The sequence below is a fragment of the Streptomyces durhamensis genome (assembly GCF_000725475.1).
GTDB classification, from domain to species: domain Bacteria; phylum Actinomycetota; class Actinomycetes; order Streptomycetales; family Streptomycetaceae; genus Streptomyces; species Streptomyces filipinensis.
On record NZ_JNXR01000027.1, the window covers coordinates 20,394 to 41,193 of the forward strand.

Consider the following 20,800-nt stretch of genomic DNA (forward strand, 5'->3'; position numbering starts at 1 on the left):
CCCATCCTGAACGCCCGTGTCAGAGGTCTTGCGGAAGGGAGGTCGCTGTGCTTCCGCCATGGCTCAATACGTTCCACCGGCCCCCTGAGGTTCAATCAGTTCCCTCCGGACACCTCCGCCTCGCACCGAAGCCGCCGCTCGGCCCCCACCACCCGGACCGGCCCCGTCAGCCGCAGCCGCACCCGGTGGCGCACATCCGCGCTGGACGCGGCCAGCCGCAGTTCCAGCGCGCCCGGCTCCACCCGCCGCTTCCCCGCGCGGTCCGTGAAGGAGGACAGGTCGGCATGGAAGCGGAAGGTGACCCGGCGGGACTCGCCCGGCTGCAGCAGCAGCCGCTGATAGCCGATCAGGAGGACGTCCGGCCGGGTCACCGAGGCCACCGGGTCGTGCAGATACAGCTGGACGACCTCGGCGCCGGCCCGCTCGCCGGTGTTGCGTACGGTCAGCGCGAGGTCGCAGGAACCGTCCGTGGGGACCTCGGCCTCCGGGGCGCGCACGTCCTCCCAGGCGAACGTCGTGTACGAGCGGCCGTGCCCGAACGGGTACAGCGGCGTCGGGTCCAGGCTGCTCACCTCGCCGGCCAGGCCCAGCGGGGGCTGGAGATACGTCCAGGGCTGACCGCCGGGCTGCCGCGGCACGCTCACCGGAAGCCGCCCGGAGGGGTTCACCCGCCCGGACAGCACCCCGGCCACCGCCGGGCCGCCCTCCTCGCCGGGGAAGAAGGCCTGCACGACCGCGCCGAGCCGGCCGTGCCAGCGGCCCAGCGCGTACGGCCGGCCGGTCAGCAGCACGAGGACCACCGGCACGCCGGTCGCCACCAGGGCGTCCAGCAACTCCGCCTGCGCCCCCGGCAGCCGCAGGTCCGCCACATCGCAGCCCTCGCCGGAGGTGCCCCGGCCGAACAGGCCCGCCCGGTCGCCGAGCACAGCCACGCACACATCCGCCTCCGCGACCCGGGACACCGCCTCCCCGATACCGGCCGGGTCGGGGTCGGAGACCGCGCAGCCCTCGGCGAACGTGACCTTGGCGTCCGGCAGGTGCGCGCGCAGCGAGTCCAGAAGGGTGGGGATCTCGATGCCGAGCGGGACATCGGGGTGCCGCGTGAGGACGTGGGAGGGGAAGGAGTAGCAGCCGAGCATCGCGAGCGGGTCCGCCGCGCGCGGGCCCACGACCGCGATCCGGGCGTCAGGGGCCAGCGGCAGCATGCCGCCGGGGTTGTCCAGCAGCACCACCGACTCCTCCGCCAGACGGCGGGCCAGGGCGCGGTTCTCCGCCGAGTCCAGGTCGACCGGCCCCGCCGGCTCCGGCCGCCAGTCCGCGTCCAGCAGGCCCAGCTCGCACTTCTGCAGCAGGACGCGCCGGGCCGCCCGGTCCACCAGGGCCTTGGGGACACGCCCCTCGCATACGGCCGTGACCAGCGGGGTGCCGTAGCACTGCAGGGTCGGCAGCTCCACGTCGACGCCCGCGATCAGCGCCAGCCGCGCCGCCTCCGCCTCGTCCGCCGCGACCCGGTGCAGCGTCCGCAGGAAACCGATGCCGAAGTAGTCGGCGACCACCGTGCCGGTGAACCCCCACTCCTCGCGCAGCAGCTCGGTCAGCAGGTGCGGGTCGGCCGAGGCGGGCACGCCATCGGTCTCGGTGTACGCCGCCATCACCGAGCGGGCCCCGCCCTCGCGCAGCGCCATCTCGAACGGCGGCAGCGTGACGTCCGCGAACTCCCGGACCCCCGCACGGACCGGGGCCAGGTTCCGGGCGCCGGCCGAGGACGCGTACCCGGCGAAGTGCTTGAGCGTGGCGACCACCCCCGCCGACTCCAGGCCGCGCACATAGGCCGTGCCGATGGTGCCGACCAGGTACGGGTCCTCGCCGATCGTCTCCTCCACCCGCCCCCAGCGCGGGTCGCGCACCACGTCCAGGACGGGGGCCAGGCCCTGGTGGGCGCCGACCGCGCGCAGGTCCCGGCCGATGCGCCGGCCCATCTCCTCGACCAGCGCCGGGTCGAAGGCCGCGCCCCAGGCGAGCGGCACCGGGTACGCCGTGGCCCGCCAGGCGGTGAACCCGGCCAGGCACTCCTCATGGGCCACGGCCGGGATGCCGAAGCGGCCCGCCGCGACGATCCGGCGCTGCGCCCGGGCCAGGGCCTGCGCGCCGAGCCCCGGTTCCACGGGGGCGGTGCCGAAGGAGCGGGTCAGCTGGCCGAGGCCGAGGGCGACCAGCTCGTCCCAGTCGTGGCCGGCGGTCATCTCCTGCTGCAGCGGGGCGACCCCGTCGCCGTCCGTGGCCGCGCCCACCCACACGCCGTACAGCTGGGCGGCCTTCTCCCGCAGGGTCATCCGGGAGAGCAGGTCCGCCACGCGGGCGTCGGCGGGCAGGGCGGGGTCGCGCCAAGAAGCGGTGGTCATGGAACTCCCGTCACTCTGGCTGTGGCGCACGGCGTGTACCGGCCACCAGGACGAATGTTTCGAATAGAACACCGAATGTTCCGGGAACCTATGGCGCGAGAAGGCCTTCGTCAAGAGGCCTGGCGCGGTTACGATCGCGGGCATGAAGCCTTCGAAGCCCGCAGAGACGCAGACGGCGACCCTCGCCGAGATCGCCCGTGAGGCCGGCGTATCGGCTCCGACTGTTTCGAAGGTCCTCAACGGCCGCGCCGATGTCGCCCCCGCCACCCGCACCCGGGTCGAGGAGCTGCTGCGCACCCACGGCTACCGGCGCCGGCGCGCCGAGGCCTCCCGCTCGCCCCTGATCGACCTGGTCTTCCACGAGCTGGAGAGCGCCTGGGCGCTGGAGGTCATCCGGGGTGTGGAGAACGTGGCCCGGGACGCCGGACTGAGCGTCGTCCTGTCCGAGTCGGCCGGCCGGCTCACCCCGGGCCGGACCTGGGCCGACCAGGTGGCCGCGCGCCGCCCGCACGGTGTCGTCCTGGTGCTCTCCGGTCTCGACGCGTCCCAGCGGGCGCTGCTGACCAGCCGGTCCATCCCGTTCGTGGTGATGGACCCGGCCGGCGACCCGGGCCCGGACGTGCCCTCCATCGGGGCCACCAACTGGCAGGGCGGCCTCGCCGCCACCCGCCATCTGGTCGACCTCGGCCACACCCGGATCGGCGCGATCAGCGGCCCCTCCCGCATGATGTGCAGCCGGGCCCGCCTCGACGGCTACCGCGCGGCCCTGGAGACCGCCGGCCTGCCGGTCGACCCCACGCTGATCGTGGCCGGCGACTTCCACCACGACTCCGGCTACCGCCTGGGGCTGGAACTGCTGCGCCGCCCCGACCGGCCGACGGCCGTCTTCGCGGGCAACGACCTGCAGGCGCTCGGCCTGTACGAGGCCGCGCGCGAACTGGGCCTGCGCATCCCGGAGGACGTCAGCGTCGTCGGCTTCGACGATCTGCCGGTGGCCCGCTGGGTCGGCCCGCCGCTGACGACCGTACGGCAGCCGCTGACCGAGATGGCCGAGGCGGCGGCCCGGCTGGTGCTGGAGCTGGGGCGCGAGCGGGAGGAGCGGGCGGCGACACGGGTGGAGCTGGCGACGAGCCTGGTGGTGCGGGCGAGTACGGCGGCGCGGTGACGCGGGCGGCCGGAAGGTGAGGTATGGAGGGGTGGGGCGCGTGCCCCCGCACTCCTCCGAAGTCAATCGGTTGGTCGACCGAAACTTTCGGAGGCCTTTCGCGTGGGATCTCGAATTTCCGAAGAAAGCCGATTCTCACGGCTTCCGCTAACAGTCCCCTAATAATTCGGACTTACGTTCCTGCCGTGACGCGACGCATGGGGCAGCACGAGGAGCAGCACGGCGAGCAAGGGGACGTGGGCGGAGCGGTGGGCCGGCGGTCGAGAGCGCTGAAGATCGTCGGCCTCACCCTGACGGGCACCCTGGTGCTGGGCGCGGCCGCGGTGGGCTGGGCGTACTGGCATCTGAACCACAACATCACGAGCGTCGACATCAACAGCGCGCTCGGCGACGACCGGCCCGCCCGGGCGGTGGCCAACCCGTCCCCGAGCGCCTCGGCCGCCGCCGCGCCGCTGCCCACCGGCTCCCTGAACATCCTGGTCCTGGGCTCGGACTCACGCAGCGGCAAGGCCGACGAGGAACTCGGCGGCGGCGACAGCTCCGGCGCCCGCTCCGACACGGCGATGGTCGTCCACATCGACGCGGGCCGTACCCGGGCCACCGTCGTCAGTATCCCGCGCGACACCCTCGTCACCCGCCCGTCCTGCCCGCTCGCCTCCGGCGGTTCGACGCCGGTTGCCTACGGCGCGATGTTCAACAGCGCGTACGAGGTGGGCGGCCCGGTCTGTGCCGTCAAGACGGTCGAGTCGATCACGAACGTCCGCATGGACCACTGCATCGAGATCGACTTCTCCGGCTTCGCGCAGCTGGTGGACGCGCTCGGCGGAGTCGACGTCACCACCGCACAGGACATCGACGACGACATGAGCCATCTGCACCTCAAGGCCGGCGCCCACCATCTGGACGGCAAGCGGGCCCTGGCGCTCGCCCGCACCCGGCACGGCATAGGCGACGGCAGCGACCTCGGCCGGATAGGGCTGCAACAGCAGCTGGTGAAGGCCCTGTCGGCGCGGCTGGCGGCCACGAACCTGCTCACCGACCCGGCCAGGCTGTACCGGGCCGCCGACGCGGTCACCGCCGGCCTCACCACCGACACCGGCCTGGACTCCCTGCCCGAGCTGACGCGGCTCGGGCAGAGCCTGAAGGGCCTGACCGCAGACCATGTGAAGACGGTGATGATGCCGGTCGTCACGGCCCCCTCCGACCCCAACCGGGTGATCGCGAAGGAGCCCGCGGCGAGCGAGCTGTGGGCGTCCCTGCGCTGACCGGCACGACCCCGCCGTCCCCGCGCGACGGGCGAGGACGGCGACGACGGCGTGGTCCGGTGCCTGCGCGGCGCCCGCGGAAAAAAATCTTCGGTGAACGTGTCGATCCGGGTCCCTCCCGTTCGACGCATGGGTGAGCGGCGGGGACGGACCCCGCCGCCCCGACCGAAGGAGTCACCATGCCCCGCTATCTGTCGCTCGTGCGCATCGACGAGTCCTCCGCCCCCGCCGAGGGCCCCAGCGCGGAGCTGATGCAGCGGATGGGCGAGCTGATCGAGGAGATCACCAAGGCCGGCGTGATGCTCGACACCGCCGGGCTCACCCCGTCCGCCCAGGGCACCCGGGTGCGCTGGGAGGGCGGCAGGATCTCCGTCACCGACGGGCCGTTCACCGAGACCAAGGAGGCCGTCGGCGGCTACGCCCTCATGCAGTGCAAGGACAAGGCCGAGGCCCTGGAGTGGACCAAGCGGTTCCTGCAGGTGCACGAGGACTTCTGGACAGTGACCTGTGAGGTGCGTGAGATCGCCGAGGGCTGACGCGCCTGGCGCCGTGCCGTCCGGGGGTGTTGCATGGTGGGCTGTGGAATCACAGCCCACCGCGGCGCACGCCCCCGCAGCACCCGGGGCCGCAGCCGCCCACGCCATCGAGACCGTCTTCCGCCTGGAGTCACCCCGCGTCATCGCCGGGGTGGCCCGGATCGTCCGGGACGTCGGCATCGCCGAGGAACTGGCCCAGGACGCGCTGGTCGCCGCCCTGGAGCAGTGGCCCCGCGACGGCGTGCCCGACAACCCGGGCGCCTGGCTCATGGCCACCGCCCGGCACCGCGCCGTCGACCTGGTCCGGCGCCGCGAGACCTACGCCCGCAAGCTGCAGGAGATCGGCCGGGACCGCGCGCAGTCGTCCCCGCCGCCGTACGACGAGCCCGCCGACCCCGACGGCATCGACGACGACCTGCTCCGGCTCGTCTTCACCACCTGCCACCCGGTGCTGTCCCCGGACGCCCGCACCGCGCTCACCCTGCGGCTGCTCGGCGGCCTGACCACCGCCGAGATCGCCCGCGCCCACCTCGTGCCGGAGGCGACGATCGCCCAGCGCATCGTCCGGGCCAAACGCACCCTGGCGAAGAAGAACATCGCCTTCGAAGTCCCCTGCGGACCCGACCGCGAGGCCCGCCTCGGCTCCGTCCTGGACGTCATCTACCTGATCTTCAACGAGGGTTACGCGGCGACCGCCGGCGACGACCTGCTGCGCCCCGGGCTGTGCGAGGACGCGCTGCGCCTGGCCCGCGTCCTGTCCGCGCTGATGCCCAAGGAGCCGGAGGTGCACGGCCTGACCGCGCTGCTGGAGTTCCAGGCCTCCCGCATGGCCGCCCGCACGGGTCCGGACGGCGAGCCGGTCCTGCTCAAGGACCAGAACCGGCGCCGCTGGAGCCGCCTGCTCATCGCGCGCGGCATCCGTGCTCTCGACCGCGCCGACGCCACGGCGACCGGCGCCCCGGGCCCCTACGCCCTGCAGGCGGCCATCGCCGCGTGCCACGCGCACGCGTACCGCTACGAGGAGACCGACTGGCGCGCCATCGCCACCCTCTACGGCCTGCTGGCCGCCCGCGCCCCGTCCCCGGTGGTCGAGCTGAACCGCGCGGTCGCCGTGTCCATGGCCGACGGGCCGGCCGAGGGCCTGCGGCTGGTGGACGCCCTGGCCGCCGAACCCGCCCTGCGCGACTACCACCTGCTGCCCAGCGTCCGCGGCGATCTGCTGGCCCGGCTCGGGCGTACGGCTCAGGCGCGCGCGGAGTTCGAGCGGGCGGCCGGCCTCGCCCGCAACGAGAAGGAACGCGCCCTGCTGCTGCGCCGGGCCGGTGCGCCGGCAGGGCCGCCCTAGGCGGGCCCGCCCACGAGCATCGTGGGCGCCCCGGCGACCCGGGTGAGGAACACCGTCGCCGCGTGGGGCCCCTGCGGCTTGACCTTCCTGCGCAGCTCCTCCGGTTCGACCGCCGACCCGCGCTTCTTCACGGTCAGCGTGCCGACCTCGCGCTCGCGCAGCAGGGCCTTCAACTTCTTGACGTTGAAGGGAAGTTGGTCGGTGATCTCATAGGCGGAGGCGTACGGCGTGGGCCGCAGCCCGTCGGCGGTGACGTAGGCGATCGTGGGGTCGATCAGCCCGCCGTCCAGGTGTTCGGCCACCTCCGCGACCAGATGGGCGCGGATCACGGCGCCGTCCGGCTCGTACAGGTACCGCCCCACCGGGCGCACCGCGGGATCGGGCAGGCCCCGGCCGAGCAGCGTGCGCGGGCCGGGCAGCAGCGTGGCGCGCACCGCTCCCGGCGCCCCCGTGCCGAACCACAGCACCGCTTCCTTCACATCGCCGCCGTCGGAGATCCACTCCGCCTCGGCCTCGGCGGGGACCGCCTCGTGGGGGATGCCCGGGGCGATCTTCAGCGCGGCCGTGCCGGCGGCCGAGGCGGCTTCCACCGCCCAGGACAGCGGCGGTGAGTACGCCTCCGGGTCGAAGATCCTGCCGCGGCCCCCGCGGCGCGCCGGATCCACGAAGACCGCGTCGTACCCGGCGGTGTCCACCTCCGTGACGTCCGCCTCGCGCACCTCGATCAGCCCGCCCAGCCCCAGCGCCTCGGCGTTCGCCCGCGCCACCGCGGCCGTCACCGGATCCCGGTCCACGGCGAGCACCCGGATCCCCGCCCGCGCGAGCGCGATCGCGTCCCCGCCGATCCCGCAGCACAGGTCGGCCACGGAGGTCACGCCGAGGCCCCGCATCCGCTCCGCGCGGTACGTCGCCACGCTGGTCCGCGTCGACTGCTCGACCCCGTTCGGTGTGAAGAACATCCGCCCCGCGTCCGCCGTCCCGAACTTCGCCGCCGCCCGCTGCCGCAGCCGGGCCTGGCCGAGCGCGGCCGACACCAGTGCGGCGGGGTGGTCGCGGCGCAGCCGGGTGGCGACGGCGAGTTCGTCCGCCGGAGCGGTGTCGCGGACCTCGTCGAGGAGGGCACGGCCTTCGGGGCTGAGGAGCAGAGCGAGGTCGTTCACCGGGTCATTGTGGGCCAGTCGGTGGATCGTGCGCCTCCGGCGGCGGTGTCGGCCCGGGATCGGGGCCCTGGCCTGGGAGGATCCGGCGCCATGCAGGTAATCGTACAAAACGATAAAAATCAGACTCGCGTCGGACGTCCGGTCCTCCGCCGGGGAGCCGTCGCGTTGCTCTGCACCGCTCTCCTCGCCGGCTGTGCCGGCCCCGAGGTGACCCGCTCCGCGCCCGGCCGGGGCGGCCCCGCGCAGGCGCTGAGCCCCCAGGCCCGCCAGGCCGCCGAACACGCCCGCCTGGTCGCCGCCGCCAGACGCTGGGGGCTGGACCAGGTCCCGCTGACGCCCCCGCCCCCACCCGCGCAGAAGCCGCACATCACCGCCCGGGACGGCTTCGAGGTGGACCACCAGGAGGACTGGTATCTGCCCCCGGTCTTCACCACGATCCCCACCCGGCAGAAGATCGTCTTCCTCACGATCGACGACGGTTCCGAGAAGGACCCGGACTTCCTGCGGATGATGCGGGAGCTGAAGATCCCGTACACCGCCTTCCTCAGCGACTACCTGGTCAACGACGACTACGGGTACTTCCGCCGGATGCAGTCCTACGGCCACACCCTCAACAACCACACCCTGCACCACCCGTACCTGCCGGGCCTGTCCTACGAGGAGCAGCGGGACGAGATCTGCGGCATGCAGGACATCATGGAGAAGCAGTTCGGCAGGCGCCCGACGGTCTTCCGCCCGCCCTACGGCGACTACAACCAGGACACCCTGCGCGCCGCCAAGGCCTGCGGCATCCGGTACGCGCCGATCTGGAACGAGGAGGTCTTCGTCGACCACTGGGAGTACCGCGAGGACGACCAGAAGATGCGCCGCGGCGACATCGTCCTCACCCACTTCCGGGGCCGCTCCGACTGGAACGGCACGATGATCGACGACATGCGCCGCTTCCTGAACAAGGTCACCCGCGAGGGCTACGCCGTGGCCCGCCTGGAGGACTACCTGTGAGCTGCGCGGGGCCCTCCGAGGCCCCACGGCCGCCCCGGACCACCCCCGGCGCCCCGCGGGCGTCCCACGCCCGGGCGGGCTCCGGTGGCGCACGGGTGCCTCGCGCCCTGGCGGGTTCCGGTGGCCCGCGGGCGTCCCACGCCTGGGCGAGTTCCGGTGGCCTGCGAGCGCTTCGCGTGCAGGCTGCTTCCCGTGGCTCGCGGGTGCCAGAGGCCCGGACGAGCCCTGGTGGCTCGCGGGCGGCAGGTGTGTGGGCGAGGTCCGGCGCCCGGCGGGCGCCCCGCGCCCGGGTGGGCTCCGACGGCCCCCGGCCTTCCCGCGCGGGGGCCGTCTTCGGGAGGTCCCGGGTGGGGGCAGCGCGGGTGCTGGTCGGGGTGCTCGCCTCGGCTCTGCTGCTCAGCGGCTGTGCGCAGTCCGTCGATCCCATCGAGCGCCTCGGCAAGAGGGCCGCCGAGGGTGTGCACCCGCCCGGTCCCGCCACCGACCGGGGCTACCGCCACTGGGGCCTGACCGAGCCCCTCGACCGCCCGCCGAGCCCCGCCGCCCGCGCGCTGGCCCTCACCCCGCACACCGCCGGCCGCGTCCTGCCCCGGGTCATGGACCACATCCCCACCCACGACCGGGTCGTCTTCCTCACCTACGACGACGGCGCCGACAAGGACCCCCGCTTCGTCGACATGGTCCGCGAACTCCGGCTGCCCCTCAGCATGTTCCTCACCGACAGCGTCGCCGGCCCCGGCTACGGCCACTTCGCCCGCCTGCGCCGGCTGGGCGCCGGCATCGAGAACCACACCCTCGACCACCGTGCGCTGTCCGGGCTGCCCTACGCCGCCCAGCGCGCCGAGATCTGCGGCCAGCAGGACAGGATCAGCTCCCGCCTCGGCCTGCGCCCCCGCCTCTTCCGCCCGCCGTACGGCTCGTACGACACCACCACCCTGCACGCGGCCTCGGACTGCGGCATCTCCACGGTCGTCCTGTGGCGCGCCGCCATGACCCCGACCGACCTGGTCTACACCCACGGCGAACACCATCTCCGCCCCGGCGACATCATCCTGATCGGCCCGGACGAGACCACGGGACCGAGCCTGCGCGAGCGCACCGCGCGGGCGCTGCGCAGGGTCCAGCAGAGGGGGCTGACGGTGGGGCACCTGGAGGACTACCTGAACTGACCACCCACCGGGCCGCAAAGGCGCCCGGCGCAGACAGCGCGGGGACCGGATTCGGCCGACGCGCCGCACGGCATTGGCACTCCGCTTGACCGAGTGCTAATCGCAGTCATAGTCTCAGCTCTGGCACTCCCCCCTGGAGAGTGCCAACACGCGACGGGCAGGTCCGGCACCCGCGACGACGGATCCACCTGGTCGCCACCTCAGACAGTTAACCCCGTGAGATCTCCGAAGGGGGAGGTCGGATCGTGACGACCACCAGCTCCAAGGTTGCCATCAAGCCGCTCGAGGACCGCATCGTGGTCCAGCCGCTCGACGCCGAGCAGACCACCGCCTCTGGCCTGGTCATCCCGGACACCGCGAAGGAGAAGCCCCAGGAGGGCGCCGTCCTCGCCGTGGGCCCGGGCCGCTTCGAGAACGGCGAGCGTCTTCCGCTCGACGTCAAGGTCGGCGATGTCGTCCTCTACAGCAAGTACGGCGGCACCGAGGTGAAGTACAACGGCGAGGAGTACCTCGTCCTCTCGGCTCGCGACGTGCTCGCGATCATCGAGAAGTAGTCACCTCGAGCACATTTTGCTCTTGAGCTGCGCCCCTGGCCCCCGCGACCGATAACGAAGCCGGGCGTCCGGGGCGCAGTCGTCTTTACACCCACAGATTTCCGAGAGGGCTTCCGCTGTCATGGCGAAGATTCTGAAGTTCGACGAGGACGCCCGTCGCGCCCTTGAGCGCGGCGTCAACAAGCTGGCCGACACGGTGAAGGTGACGATCGGCCCCCGCGGCCGCAACGTCGTCATCGACAAGAAGTTCGGTGCCCCCACCATCACCAACGACGGTGTCACGATCGCCCGCGAGGTCGAGATCGAGGACCCGTACGAGAACCTCGGCGCGCAGCTGGTGAAGGAGGTGGCCACCAAGACCAACGACATCGCTGGTGACGGCACCACCACCGCCACCGTGCTCGCCCAGGCGCTGGTGCGCGAAGGCCTGAAGAACGTCGCCGCCGGCGCCTCCCCGGCCGCCCTGAAGAAGGGCATCGACGCCGCGGTCAAGGCCGTCTCCGACGACCTGCTCGCCTCGGCCCGCCCGATCGACGAGAAGTCCGACATCGCCGCCGTCGCCGCGCTGTCCGCCCAGGACCAGCAGGTCGGCGAGCTGATCGCCGAGGCGATGGACAAGGTCGGCAAGGACGGTGTCATCACCGTCGAGGAGTCCAACACCTTCGGTCTGGAGCTGGACTTCACCGAGGGCATGGCCTTCGACAAGGGCTACCTGTCGCCGTACTTCGTGACGGACCAGGAGCGTATGGAGGCCGTCCTCGACGACCCGTACATCCTCATCAACCAGGGCAAGATCAGCTCCATCCAGGACCTGCTGCCGCTGCTGGAGAAGGTCATCCAGGCCGGCGCCTCCAAGCCGCTGCTGATCATCGCCGAGGACGTCGAGGGCGAGGCCCTGTCGACCCTGGTCGTCAACAAGATCCGCGGCACCTTCAACGCCGTCGCGGTGAAGGCCCCCGGCTTCGGCGACCGCCGCAAGGCGATGCTGCAGGACATGGCCATCCTCACCGGCGCCACCGTCATCTCCGAGGAGGTCGGCCTCAAGCTCGACCAGGTCGGCCTGGACGTGCTCGGCTCCGCCCGCCGCGTCACCGTCACCAAGGACGACACCACGATCGTCGAGGGTGCCGGCAGGCAGGAGGACCTCACCGGCCGCGTCGCGCAGATCAAGGCCGAGATCGAGAACACCGACTCCGACTGGGACCGCGAGAAGCTCCAGGAGCGCCTCGCCAAGCTGGCCGGCGGCGTGTGCGTGATCAAGGTCGGCGCCGCCACCGAGGTGGAGCTGAAGGAGAAGAAGCACCGTCTGGAGGACGCCATCTCCGCGACCCGCGCCGCGGTCGAGGAGGGCATCGTCTCCGGTGGTGGCTCCGCCCTGGTCCACTCCTCCAAGGTCCTTGAGGGCAACCTCGACAAGACCGGCGACGAGGCCACCGGTGTCGCGGTCGTCCGCAACGCCGTGGTCGAGCCGCTGCGCTGGATCGGCGAGAACGCCGGCCAGGAGGGCTACGTCATCGTCTCCAAGGTCAAGGACCTGGAGAAGGGGCAGGGCTACAACGCCGCCACCGGCGAGTACGGCGACCTGGTCAAGGCCGGCGTCATCGACCCGGTGAAGGTCACCCGCTCCGCCCTGGAGAACGCCGCCTCCATCGCCTCCCTGCTGCTCACGACCGAGACCCTGGTCGTCGAGAAGAAGGAAGAGGAAGAGCCGGCCGCCGCGGGCCACGGCCACGGCCACTCCCACTGAGCCAAGCGCTCCCGAGCGAAGGCCCGGCACCGTCACGGTGCCGGGCCTTCGCCCTGTCTACTGCTCCAACTCGTCCAGCGCGCCCAGCTGTTGCATCAGCCCCAGCTGATCGTGCTGCCACCAGGTCTCGGCGATCTTGCCGTGGTCCGTGAAGCGGAAGAGCGTCATCCCGGTCATGGTGACGTTCCTGCCCGTGGCCGCGATCCCCATGAAGTCCCCTGTGTGCGTGGCGTTCCACGTCCACCGCGCGCACGCCCGGTCGCCCTGCGCGAGCACGTCCTCGACGGTGAAGGTGAAGTCGAAGGCGGCGCGCCACATCCGGTACTCGGCACGGGCGTTGTCCAGGCCGATGGTGTCCTGCGGGTTCACCGGATCGTGGCTGTGGACGTCCTCGTCCAGCAGGTCGTTGAGGGGAGAGAGCTCGCCCGCGGTCGCGAGCGCCCCGTAGAACCGCCGCACGGTGTCCTCGGAGAGCCGCTCGTCCCGCACGACGTCCAGGTCCATGAACGTCGGCGCCTCGTCGCACAGCGCGACCATCTCCTGGAAGATCTGGCCGGTCTCCGGGAGCTTCGAGTTCCGCATCGCCTCCGCGTACGACGGGAACTCCACCACTTCGACGATGTGCGACGCGTCCGAGCGGTCCTTGCCGACCAGCGCGTGCGTCGCCGTCCGTCTGCCCCTGGTCTGCGCGACCCAGTCGTCCATCAGCCGGTTCATCTCGTCCAGCCGGCTCGTCCTGCACTCGATGAGCTGTACGAAGGTCATGACGCCGCCTCCCGGCCCCCCTGGCCCGGTCTCCGTCACGCCTATTTTCGCACCGGTACGGCAGCGCCACCCGTCCGCTAGCGGGGCCCGTACTTGCGTCCCGTCCGGGAGGAGATCCCGCCCATCAGCCCGCGCGGGGTCACCTTCACCAGGCCCATCAGCGCCTTGTAGCGCGGGTCGGGGATCGACAGCGACTTGCCGCGCGCCAGATCGGCCAGGGCCGCCGCGACCAGCTTGTCGGCGTCCAGCCACATCCAGCCCGGGATGTTGTCCGTGCCCATCCCGGCCCGCTCGTGGAACTCGGTGCGCACGAAGCCGGGGCACAGGGCCATCAGGCGTACGCCGCTGCCGGCCAGGTCCTTGGCCGCGCCCTGCGTGAACTGCACGACCCACGCCTTGGAGGCGCCGTAGGTGCCGCGCGGCACGAAGGCGGCCACGGAGGCGACGTTGACGATCCCGCCCCGCCCGCGCTCGCGCATCGCCTCGGCCGCCGCCGACGTCAGCCGGAGCACCGCCTCGCAGTGCACCTTCAGCATCCGCAGCTCGTCGGCCATGGCCACTTCCAGATAGCGGCCCTTGTTGCCGAAGCCCGCGTTGTTGACCAGCAGGTCGACCGGGTTCTTCCGGTCGCCGAGGCGGTCGGCGACCGCCTCGATGCCCTTGTCCTCGGACAGGTCGGCGGTCAGCACCTCCACCTCGATGCCGTGCCGGTCGTGCAGTTCGGTCGCCTGTTCGCGCAGCCGTTTGGTGTCCCGTGCCACCAGCACGAGGTCGTGTCCGTCCGCCGCCAGCCGCCGCGTGAACGCGGCGCCGATCCCCGCGGTCGATCCCGTAATCAGAGCCGTTGTCATGGCCCAAGGGTAGTGACCCGGAGCAAGCGCGTCCGCTGGCCGTCGGCCCGGGTGGCGCCCCGGCCGACGGCCCCTCAGCCCTGCCGCTGCGCCGTGTACTTGCGCACCGTGGCCAGCGTCTCCGCGTGCAGCGCCTCGCCCGCCGCGAGCAGCCGCGGCAGCAGTTCCCGCTCGGTGGTGACCGCGCGGAACTGCAGCGCCGCCGTCACCCCGTGGTCCGGCCGGTGCACGATCTCCACGGGGTCGCCCGCCTGGATCTCGCCCGGTTCGATCACCCGGAGGTAGGCACCCGTTGCGCCCTTCTGTGTGAACCTCTTGACCCAGCCGCGCTCGCCCAGATGGCCCTGGAACGTGCGGCACGGGATCCGGCCGGAGGTCACCTCCAGGACCAGCGCGGCGCCGATCCGCCAGCGCTCGCCGATCAGCGCCCCGGACACGTCCAGCCCGTGCGTCGTCAGGTTCTCCCCGAAGCAGCCGTTGGGCAGCGACCGGTCGAGTGCGCGTCCCCAGTCGTCGAGGTCCTCGCGCGCGTAGGCGTACACAGCCTGGTCGTCCCCGCCGTGATGGCGCAGCTCGCACACCGCGTCCCCGGCCAGGCCGCTTCCGCCCACACCCTTGGGGCCTGGTGCCGTCACCCGCACCGGCCCGTCGACCGGCTTCTTGTCGATGCCCGTCACACCCTGTGGCTGGTCGGTGTACGGCACCGGCTGCGGGCGGCCCAGATTGACCGTGAGAACCCTCATGCCCCGAACGGTACGGGACCGCATCCCAAAGCGTCGAATTGATATCTCGCCTCCTCCCCAAGAAACCCTTATGCTCGAAGGGTGATCGAGGCCCGTCATCTCCGCGTCCTGCGCGCCGTCGCCACCACCGGTTCCTTCTCCGCGGCGGGGCGTGAACTGGGCTGCACCCAGCCCGCCGTCAGCCAGCAGATGAAGGCCCTGGAGGCTTCGGTCGGCACCCCGCTGCTGGTCCGCAACGGCCGCGAGATGCGGCTGACCCAGGCCGGAGAAGCCCTGGTCCGGCACGCCTCCGGCATTCTCGCCGGGCTCACCGCGGCCGAGGAGGAGGTCGCCGCCATCGCGGGCCTGCGGGCCGGCCGGGTCCGGCTGGTCTCCTTCCCGAGCGGTACGTCCACCCTCGTGCCCACCGCCCTGGCCGCCCTGCGCGCCGCCCACCCCGGCACCCGCGTCTCCCTGGAGGAGGCCGAGCCCCCGAAGTCCGCAGACCTTCTGCGCGAGGGCGACTGCGACCTCACCCTGGCCTTCCGCTACGAGGGGGCGGCGGTCGCCGAGGACTGGGACGACCTGGTCGTACGGCCCCTGCTGACCGACCGCCTGGTCGCCCTGGTCCCGGAGCGGCACCGCCTGGCGCGCGCGGAGTCCGTCGCCATCGGCGAACTGGCCGAGGAGCCGTGGATCGCGGGCTGCCCGCGCTGCCGCGGCCAGCTGGTCGAGGTCTGCGAGGGAGCCGGTTTCGTTCCGCGCATCGACTTCGCCACGGACGACTACCCCGCGGTGGTCGGCCTGGTCGGCGCCGGCCTGGGGGTGGCCGTACTGCCCCAGCTGGCGGTGGAGTCGGTACGGCCGCGGGGTGTGCGCATGGTGCGGCTGGAGCCGGCGGTACGGCGCGAGATCGTCGCCCTCACCCTGCCCGACCTGGCACAGGTGCCGGCCGTGGCGGCGACGCTGGAACAGCTGGCCCGGGCGGCCGGGCGCGGCTAGCCGCCGCGGGGAGGGGCGCGGCAGATCAAGGGCACGCACGCGGCGTGCCCTGGTGGAGGGGAAAGAGCGCACCCGGGGGGCTGTGGGTGCAGAAACGTTCCTTCAATGGTTCGGGGCTGCATCCGCGCCGACGGCCGAGGCCGTCATCAGCCGGTTGCGCGCGCGCCCCATCAACTCCTCACGCTCATCCTCGGTCAGTCCGCCCCACACGCCGTACGGCTCGCGTACCGCCAGCGCGTGCGCCGCGCACTCCGCGCGGACAGGGCACCTCATGCAGACTTCCTTGGCCGAGTTCTCGCGAGCGCTCCGAGCCGCCCCGCGCTCGCCCTCCGGGTGAAAGAAGAGCGAGCTGTCCACGCCGCGGCAGGCAGCCAGCAGCTGCCAGTCCCACAGGTCCGCGTTCGGTCCGGGAAGGCGGGAGAAATCTGCCATTACGTGACCCCTTGTAGCCGTTCTGAGCGGATACGGTGCCAACGACCGTACATCTCCGGTCTAAGGAGATGAAAATATGACTCATTGCGAATCTAGCCTCGGACATCCCGAAACGGGAAGAAAAGCGGCCAAATGGGGCATAGTTGTGATGAAAAGTTGAGGGTCTGTTGTCCGTGTCTGCACCGTGTCGAGGCCCTCACGTAGAGTGCCGAAGACGGCACGCAGCCCCGTAACTCTTTCGAGTGACCGTCGTTGAGAGTGCGGAGGCGGTTGAAAACACAAGAGCTCGGGCAGGCGTCCGAGACGGTCGACCGCACAGGTGACGATTCCGTACCAGCCTGGAGGCTCAAGGTGACGCGCATCAGCTGCGGAGGGCGGTCATGACATCCGTCCTCGTCTGCGACGACTCCCCGCTTGCCCGAGAAGCGCTCCGCCGCGCGGTCGCGACCGTGCCCGGCGTCGAGCGCGTGACGACGGCGGCCAACGGCGAGGAAGTCCTCCGCCGCTGGGGCGCCGACCGCTCCGACCTCATTCTGATGGACGTGCGCATGCCCGGCCTGGGCGGCGTGGAAACGGTGCGCCGGCTGTTGTCCGCCGACCCCGGCGCGCGCATCATCATGCTCACCGTCGCCGAGGACCTCGACGGCGTGGCCCTCGCGGTCGCCGCCGGCGCCCGGGGCTACCTGCACAAGGACGCCTCGCGCGCGGAGCTGCGGGCCACGGTCACGCAGGCACTGGCCGACCCCACCTGGCGGCTCGCCCCGCGCCGTCTGCGCTCGGCCGAGATGGGTGCCGCGCCGACGCTCACCGCGCGTGAGATCCAGGTCCTGGAGGGCATGAGCCACGGCCGTTCCAACGCAGAGATCGGCCGCGAGCTGTTCCTCTCCGAGGACACCGTCAAGACGCACGCGCGGCGCCTGTTCAAGAAGCTCGGCGCCTCGGACCGGGCCCACGCCGTGGCGCTCGGCTTCCGCTGGGGACTGGTCCGGTAGGCAGTGCCCAGCCCCGCGGGGCAGGCGGGGCCGGCCGCCCCCGGGCAGCACTCCCGGAGCCGGACACGCATCCGCCTCCCCTGGCAGCAGTGGGGCGCCCCATCGGCGCGGGAACACCCGACAGGGGCGTCACTGCGCGCGGGTTCGGGTGAACTGCCGTTCTCCGCGCACCCGGCCCAGACGCCGACACCGCCGGCCCCGCGACGTGGGTCGCCTTCGACGGTCCCGCGGCTTGCGGTGGCTTCGGTGGCCCCACAGGCCATGGCGGCTTCGGTCGGCCCGGGCCGTGTGACGCCTTCGGCCGACTCGTGTTCTGGGGCGGCTTGGGTGGTTCCGTGTCCTGCGGGGGCTTCGGGGGTCTTGGACCTTGTGGCGGCCTCGGCGGTCTCTCGCCTTGGGGAGGCATCGGGGGTCCTGGGCCGTGTGGCGCCTGCGGCGGTTCCCCGTCTTGGGCGGGATTCGGTGGTCCGGGGCCGTGTGGCGCCTGCGGCGGTTTCCCGTCCTGCGGGGACGTGGGTGGTCCGGGGGCGTGTGGCGGTCTCGGGCCCGTGTCTTGCGGGGGTCTCGGGGGTGCCGCGTCTCGGGGCGACCTCGTTGGTTCCTCGTCCCGTGGTTGCTTCGAGGGCCACGGGGCGTGTGGCGGCCTTGGTGGTGCCGGGGCGGCGGGGGCATGTGGTGGTGGGGGGGTGGGCGGGGCAGTGGGTCTCGTCGGGCTGTTCGGGTCGTGTGACGACGCGAACCGCGCCATGGCGCACGCGCGGATTCATTCCCGGCTGCCGGGCCGGAGGGGCGTGCCGCGGTCGTGCGCGGGAGCGTGGTGCTCCCGGTGTCGAAAGCCGCACCTGCGGGCACGCACGCGTGCGTGGCCGGCGGGGCGCCGGGTCCAAAGCGGGCACGGATGCCGGGTGTCCTGCTGTGGCACCCTCGGCTCCGGCGTCGTACCGCCGCGCCCTCAGGGCCGTCCCGGTTGCCCGTGGAGGCGGCCGTGAGGGGCCTTCGGCGGGTGGACCCGGTCACACCCGGCGAGGTGGGTGGCAGGCCGCCGGACGGGTGGCCGGCCGTACCCGGGCTCGGAGATCCACTGTGGGAACACCCGTGGTCGGCACCGCTGGACGAGGAGCGCGGCACACCGGGCCGGGCTGTCCGCGCCCCCGGCGTACGACTCCGCCGGACGCTTGGGAGAGCGCGGCGCAAGGCGGCCCACCGCACGCGCGCTGCTCGTTTCGGCGCGGATGCCGCATCCTTGAGATGTGGAGTCTCTCGGGGACGAGTCGGTCGAGGTGAAGGGGAGGGCGCAGGGGATGAGTGCCGGCGCACTTGCTCATAACGCTTCGGTGCACAACCACGAGCACGATGCGACGGACCGGACGGCCGCAAGGCACCATGGACCGATGCGCGACGACGAGGCGGGCACGGCCCACGGGGCGATCGGTGCGCTCGTGCATCGCGCCGTCGACGGGGACGAGCAGGCCACGCACGATCTGCTCGCTCATGTCCACCCGCTGGCGCTGCGCTACTGCCGTACCCGGCTGTCCCGGCTGCCCGGCGACGCGCGTCACTTCGTCGAGGACCTGGCCCAGGAGGTCTGTGTCGCGGTCCTGCTCGCGCTGCCCCGCTACCGGGACACCGGCCGCCCCTTCGAGGCGTTCGTCTTCGCCATCGCCTCCCACAAGGTCGCCGACCTCCAGCGCGCCGCCATGCGCCACCCGGGCTCCACGGCGGTGCCCTCCGACGAGATGCCGGAACGCCCCGACGACTCCCTCGGTCCCGAGGAGCGCGCCCTGCTCAGCAGCGACGCCGAGTGGGCCAAGAAGCTGCTGGCCAACCTCCCGGAGAACCAGCGCGAACTGCTGCTGCTGCGCATCGCCGTGGGCTTGACCGCGGAGGAGACGGGGCAGATGTTGGGAATGTCACCCGGCGCGGTCCGGGTCGCCCAGCACAGGGCACTGAGCCGGCTCCGGGCGCTCGCCGAGCAGTAACACCCTTGGGGCGAGGCCCCTGTCGTCCGCTCGCGGATCCTGTTGAACACGCACGCTTCCGTTTCCGTACGAACATACGAAGCCTGAAGCGAGCCCGTACCGTGGAATTTGCTAGCGATGCTTCCCGTTAGCATGGACATCCGCACCGATCAAGGCCATTTGGGGAAGGTGTCATGACTGCCAACGTCGACGGAGTGCCCGGAAAATTCGCGACACTCGGGCTGACCTACGACGACGTGCTGCTGCTGCCGGGCTCGTCGGACATGGCGCCCGACGACATCGACACCGCCTCGTACGTCTCCAGGAACGTGCGGGTCAACATCCCGCTGCTGTCCGCCGCCATGGACAAGGTCACCGAGTCGCGCATGGCGATCGCGATGGCCCGCCAGGGCGGCGTCGGCGTGCTGCACCGCAACCTGTCCATCGAGGACCAGGCCAACCAGGTCGACCTGGTGAAGCGCTCCGAGTCCGGCATGGTGACCGACCCCATCACCATCCACCCGGAGGCCACGCTCGCCGAGGCCGACGCGCTGTGCGCCAAGTTCCGCATCAGCGGCGTCCCGGTGACCGACGGCGACAAGAAGCTCCTCGGCATCGTCACCAACCGTGACATGGCCTTCGAGAGCGACCGCAGCCGCCGCGTGCACGAGGTCATGACCCCGATGCCGCTGGTCACCGGCAAGGTCGGCATCTCCGGGCCGGAGGCCATGGAGCTGCTGCGCAAGCACAAGATCGAGAAGCTGCCGCTGGTCGACGGCGAGGGTGTCCTCAAGGGCCTGATCACCGTCAAGGACTTCGTCAAGGCCGAGAAGTACCCGAACGCCGCCAAGGACGCCGACGGCCGTCTCCTGGTCGGCGCGGCGGTCGGCGTGGCCGGTGACGCCTTCGAGCGCGCCCAGGCCCTGATCGAGGCCGGTGTCGACTTCATCGTGGTGGACACCGCGCACGGCCACTCCCGCCTGGTCGGCGACATGATCGCCAAGATCAAGTCGAACTCCTCCGGCGTCGACGTCATCGGCGGCAACGTCGCCACGCGTGACGGCGCCCAGGCCCTGGTCGACGCGGGTGCCGACGGCATCAAGGTCGGTGTCGGACCGGGCTCCATCTGCACCACCCGTGTGGTCGCCGGCGTCGGCGTCCCGCAGGTCACCGCGATCTACGAGGCCGCGCTCGCCGCCAAGGACGCCGGGGTCCCGGTGATCGGCGACGGCGGTCTGCAGTACTCCGGCGACATCGCCAAGGCTCTGGTCGCCGGCGCCGACACGGTGATGCTCGGCTCGCTGCTCGCGGGCTGCGAGGAGTCCCCGGGCGAGCTGCTGTTCATCAACGGCAAGCAGTTCAAGTCGTACCGCGGCATGGGCTCGCTGGGCGCCATGCAGACCCGCGGCGACCGCAGGTCGTTCTCCAAGGACCGCTACTTCCAGGAGGGCGTCGCCTCCGACGAGCAGCTGATCCCCGAGGGCATCGAGGGTCAGGTGCCCTACCGCGGCCCGCTGTCCTCCGTGGTCCACCAGCTGGTCGGCGGCCTGCGCCAGTCGATGTTCTACGTCGGCGGCAGGACGGTCCCGGACCTGCAGGCCAACGGCCGCTTCGTGCGGATCACCTCGGCGGGTCTGAAGGAGAGCCACCCGCACGACATCCAGATGACGGTCGAGGCGCCCAACTACAGCAGCAAGAAGTGACGCCCACGCGCGCGTGAGCTTCCGCAACGG

General features: G+C 72.1%; 18 protein-coding genes. 12 read left to right on the top strand and 6 right to left on the bottom strand.

What is annotated here, in order from left to right; all coding sequences use genetic code 11:
- Positions 1–95: 95 nt before the first annotated feature.
- On the bottom strand, positions 96–2,402 hold the full coding sequence (locus IO33_RS0132525; RefSeq protein ID WP_031171657.1) for a beta-xylosidase/alpha-l-arabinosidase: 2,307 nt from the start codon (positions 2,400–2,402) through the stop codon (positions 96–98).
- A gap of 142 nt (positions 2,403–2,544) precedes the next feature.
- Between IO33_RS0132525 and IO33_RS0132530 the strand changes: the two genes are divergently transcribed.
- The 4 genes from IO33_RS0132530 to IO33_RS0132545 all read left to right on the top strand — a co-directional run bounded on the left by IO33_RS0132530 (position 2,545) and on the right by IO33_RS0132545 (position 6,713).
- Positions 2,545–3,567, top strand: a complete 1,023-nt coding sequence (locus tag IO33_RS0132530) for a LacI family DNA-binding transcriptional regulator (protein ID WP_031171659.1) — start codon at positions 2,545–2,547, stop codon at positions 3,565–3,567.
- Between the two features lie 197 nt (positions 3,568–3,764).
- Positions 3,765–4,832 (top strand): LCP family protein, encoded by a 1,068-nt coding sequence (locus tag IO33_RS0132535; RefSeq protein ID WP_031171662.1) that lies wholly within the window; start codon positions 3,765–3,767, stop codon positions 4,830–4,832.
- 179 nt (positions 4,833–5,011) lie between these two features.
- Entirely contained in the window at positions 5,012–5,368 is a 357-nt protein-coding gene (locus tag IO33_RS0132540) for a YciI family protein (protein ID WP_031171664.1), read from the top strand.
- Between the two features lie 43 nt (positions 5,369–5,411).
- On the top strand, positions 5,412–6,713 hold the full coding sequence (locus IO33_RS0132545) for an RNA polymerase sigma factor (RefSeq protein ID WP_031171666.1): 1,302 nt from the start codon (positions 5,412–5,414) through the stop codon (positions 6,711–6,713).
- On the opposite strand, the gene IO33_RS0132550 is transcribed toward IO33_RS0132545, so the two are convergent.
- Entirely contained in the window at positions 6,710–7,873 is a 1,164-nt protein-coding gene (locus tag IO33_RS0132550; protein ID WP_031171668.1) for a class I SAM-dependent methyltransferase, read from the bottom strand. The two genes, IO33_RS0132545 and IO33_RS0132550, sit on opposite strands and share 4 nt — an antisense overlap.
- Before the next feature lie 90 nt (positions 7,874–7,963).
- On the opposite strand from IO33_RS0132550, the gene IO33_RS0132555 reads away from it, so the two are divergent.
- The 4 genes from IO33_RS0132555 to groL all read left to right on the top strand — a co-directional run bounded on the left by IO33_RS0132555 (position 7,964) and on the right by groL (position 12,345).
- The gene (locus IO33_RS0132555) at positions 7,964–8,875 is read left to right on the top strand and encodes a polysaccharide deacetylase family protein (RefSeq protein WP_031171670.1); all 912 of its coding nucleotides are present in this window, start codon (positions 7,964–7,966) and stop codon (positions 8,873–8,875) included.
- A 347-nt stretch (positions 8,876–9,222) separates the two neighbouring features.
- Entirely contained in the window at positions 9,223–10,044 is an 822-nt protein-coding gene (locus IO33_RS0132560) for a polysaccharide deacetylase family protein (protein ID WP_051927107.1), read from the top strand.
- A gap of 245 nt (positions 10,045–10,289) precedes the next feature.
- Complete coding sequence (gene groES / locus IO33_RS0132565; RefSeq protein WP_020132158.1) at positions 10,290–10,598, top strand: co-chaperone GroES; 309 nt, start codon at positions 10,290–10,292, stop codon at positions 10,596–10,598.
- Positions 10,599–10,719: 121 nt separating this feature from the next.
- Positions 10,720–12,345, top strand: a complete 1,626-nt coding sequence (gene groL / locus IO33_RS0132570; protein ID WP_031171676.1) for a chaperonin GroEL — start codon at positions 10,720–10,722, stop codon at positions 12,343–12,345.
- Between the two features lie 57 nt (positions 12,346–12,402).
- Here groL and IO33_RS0132575 read toward each other — a convergent pair whose 3' ends face one another.
- From IO33_RS0132575 to IO33_RS0132585, 3 genes are all read right to left on the bottom strand, one after another.
- Positions 12,403–13,110: an ester cyclase gene (locus tag IO33_RS0132575; protein ID WP_031171679.1), complete on the bottom strand. Its 708-nt coding sequence runs from the start codon at positions 13,108–13,110 to the stop codon at positions 12,403–12,405.
- Positions 13,111–13,187: 77 nt separating this feature from the next.
- Complete coding sequence (locus IO33_RS0132580) at positions 13,188–13,961, bottom strand: SDR family NAD(P)-dependent oxidoreductase (RefSeq protein ID WP_031171681.1); 774 nt, start codon at positions 13,959–13,961, stop codon at positions 13,188–13,190.
- A gap of 74 nt (positions 13,962–14,035) precedes the next feature.
- Positions 14,036–14,704, bottom strand: a complete 669-nt coding sequence (locus IO33_RS0132585; protein ID WP_031171683.1) for an MOSC domain-containing protein — start codon at positions 14,702–14,704, stop codon at positions 14,036–14,038.
- An 81-nt stretch (positions 14,705–14,785) separates the two neighbouring features.
- Here IO33_RS0132585 and IO33_RS0132590 point away from each other — a divergent pair, with 81 nt between their 5' ends.
- The gene (locus IO33_RS0132590; RefSeq protein ID WP_031171685.1) at positions 14,786–15,685 is read left to right on the top strand and encodes a LysR family transcriptional regulator; all 900 of its coding nucleotides are present in this window, start codon (positions 14,786–14,788) and stop codon (positions 15,683–15,685) included.
- Between the two features lie 102 nt (positions 15,686–15,787).
- Here the strand turns inward: IO33_RS0132590 and IO33_RS0132595 are convergent, their stop codons facing one another.
- Positions 15,788–16,117 carry a WhiB family transcriptional regulator gene (locus IO33_RS0132595; protein WP_031171686.1) on the bottom strand — a complete coding sequence of 110 codons (330 nt, stop codon included), beginning with the start codon at positions 16,115–16,117 and terminating at the stop codon, positions 15,788–15,790.
- A gap of 380 nt (positions 16,118–16,497) precedes the next feature.
- On the opposite strand from IO33_RS0132595, the gene IO33_RS0132600 reads away from it, so the two are divergent.
- The 3 genes from IO33_RS0132600 (at position 16,498) to guaB (ending at position 20,770) form a co-directional block, all read left to right on the top strand.
- Complete coding sequence (locus tag IO33_RS0132600) at positions 16,498–17,109, top strand: response regulator transcription factor (protein ID WP_003948568.1); 612 nt, start codon at positions 16,498–16,500, stop codon at positions 17,107–17,109.
- A 1,391-nt stretch (positions 17,110–18,500) separates the two neighbouring features.
- On the top strand, positions 18,501–19,088 hold the full coding sequence (locus tag IO33_RS0132605) for a sigma-70 family RNA polymerase sigma factor (protein ID WP_030641278.1): 588 nt from the start codon (positions 18,501–18,503) through the stop codon (positions 19,086–19,088).
- 173 nt (positions 19,089–19,261) lie between these two features.
- Positions 19,262–20,770 carry an IMP dehydrogenase gene (guaB, locus tag IO33_RS0132610; protein WP_031171689.1) on the top strand — a complete coding sequence of 503 codons (1,509 nt, stop codon included), beginning with the start codon at positions 19,262–19,264 and terminating at the stop codon, positions 20,768–20,770.
- Positions 20,771–20,800 lie beyond the last annotated feature (30 nt).

Excerpts from the sequence above, each read along its gene's own strand:
- IO33_RS0132535 (WP_031171662.1), top strand. The coding sequence starts at position 3,765 with ATGGGGCAGCACGAGGAGCAGCACGGCGAGCAAGGGGACGTGGGCGGA.
- IO33_RS0132580 (WP_031171681.1), bottom strand. The coding sequence starts at position 13,961 with ATGACAACGGCTCTGATTACGGGATCGACCGCGGGGATCGGCGCCGCG.
- IO33_RS0132555 (WP_031171670.1), top strand. The coding sequence starts at position 7,964 with ATGCAGGTAATCGTACAAAACGATAAAAATCAGACTCGCGTCGGACGT.
- IO33_RS0132585 (WP_031171683.1), bottom strand. The coding sequence starts at position 14,704 with ATGAGGGTTCTCACGGTCAATCTGGGCCGCCCGCAGCCGGTGCCGTAC.
- IO33_RS0132530 (WP_031171659.1), top strand. The coding sequence starts at position 2,545 with ATGAAGCCTTCGAAGCCCGCAGAGACGCAGACGGCGACCCTCGCCGAG.
- IO33_RS0132540 (WP_031171664.1), top strand. The coding sequence starts at position 5,012 with ATGCCCCGCTATCTGTCGCTCGTGCGCATCGACGAGTCCTCCGCCCCC.
- IO33_RS0132595 (WP_031171686.1), bottom strand. The coding sequence starts at position 16,117 with ATGGCAGATTTCTCCCGCCTTCCCGGACCGAACGCGGACCTGTGGGAC.
- IO33_RS0132600 (WP_003948568.1), top strand. The coding sequence starts at position 16,498 with ATGACATCCGTCCTCGTCTGCGACGACTCCCCGCTTGCCCGAGAAGCG.
- IO33_RS0132525 (WP_031171657.1), bottom strand. The coding sequence starts at position 2,402 with ATGACCACCGCTTCTTGGCGCGACCCCGCCCTGCCCGCCGACGCCCGC.
- guaB (WP_031171689.1), top strand. The coding sequence starts at position 19,262 with ATGACTGCCAACGTCGACGGAGTGCCCGGAAAATTCGCGACACTCGGG.
- IO33_RS0132575 (WP_031171679.1), bottom strand. The coding sequence starts at position 13,110 with ATGACCTTCGTACAGCTCATCGAGTGCAGGACGAGCCGGCTGGACGAG.
- groL (WP_031171676.1), top strand. The coding sequence starts at position 10,720 with ATGGCGAAGATTCTGAAGTTCGACGAGGACGCCCGTCGCGCCCTTGAG.
- IO33_RS0132605 (WP_030641278.1), top strand. The coding sequence starts at position 18,501 with ATGCGCGACGACGAGGCGGGCACGGCCCACGGGGCGATCGGTGCGCTC.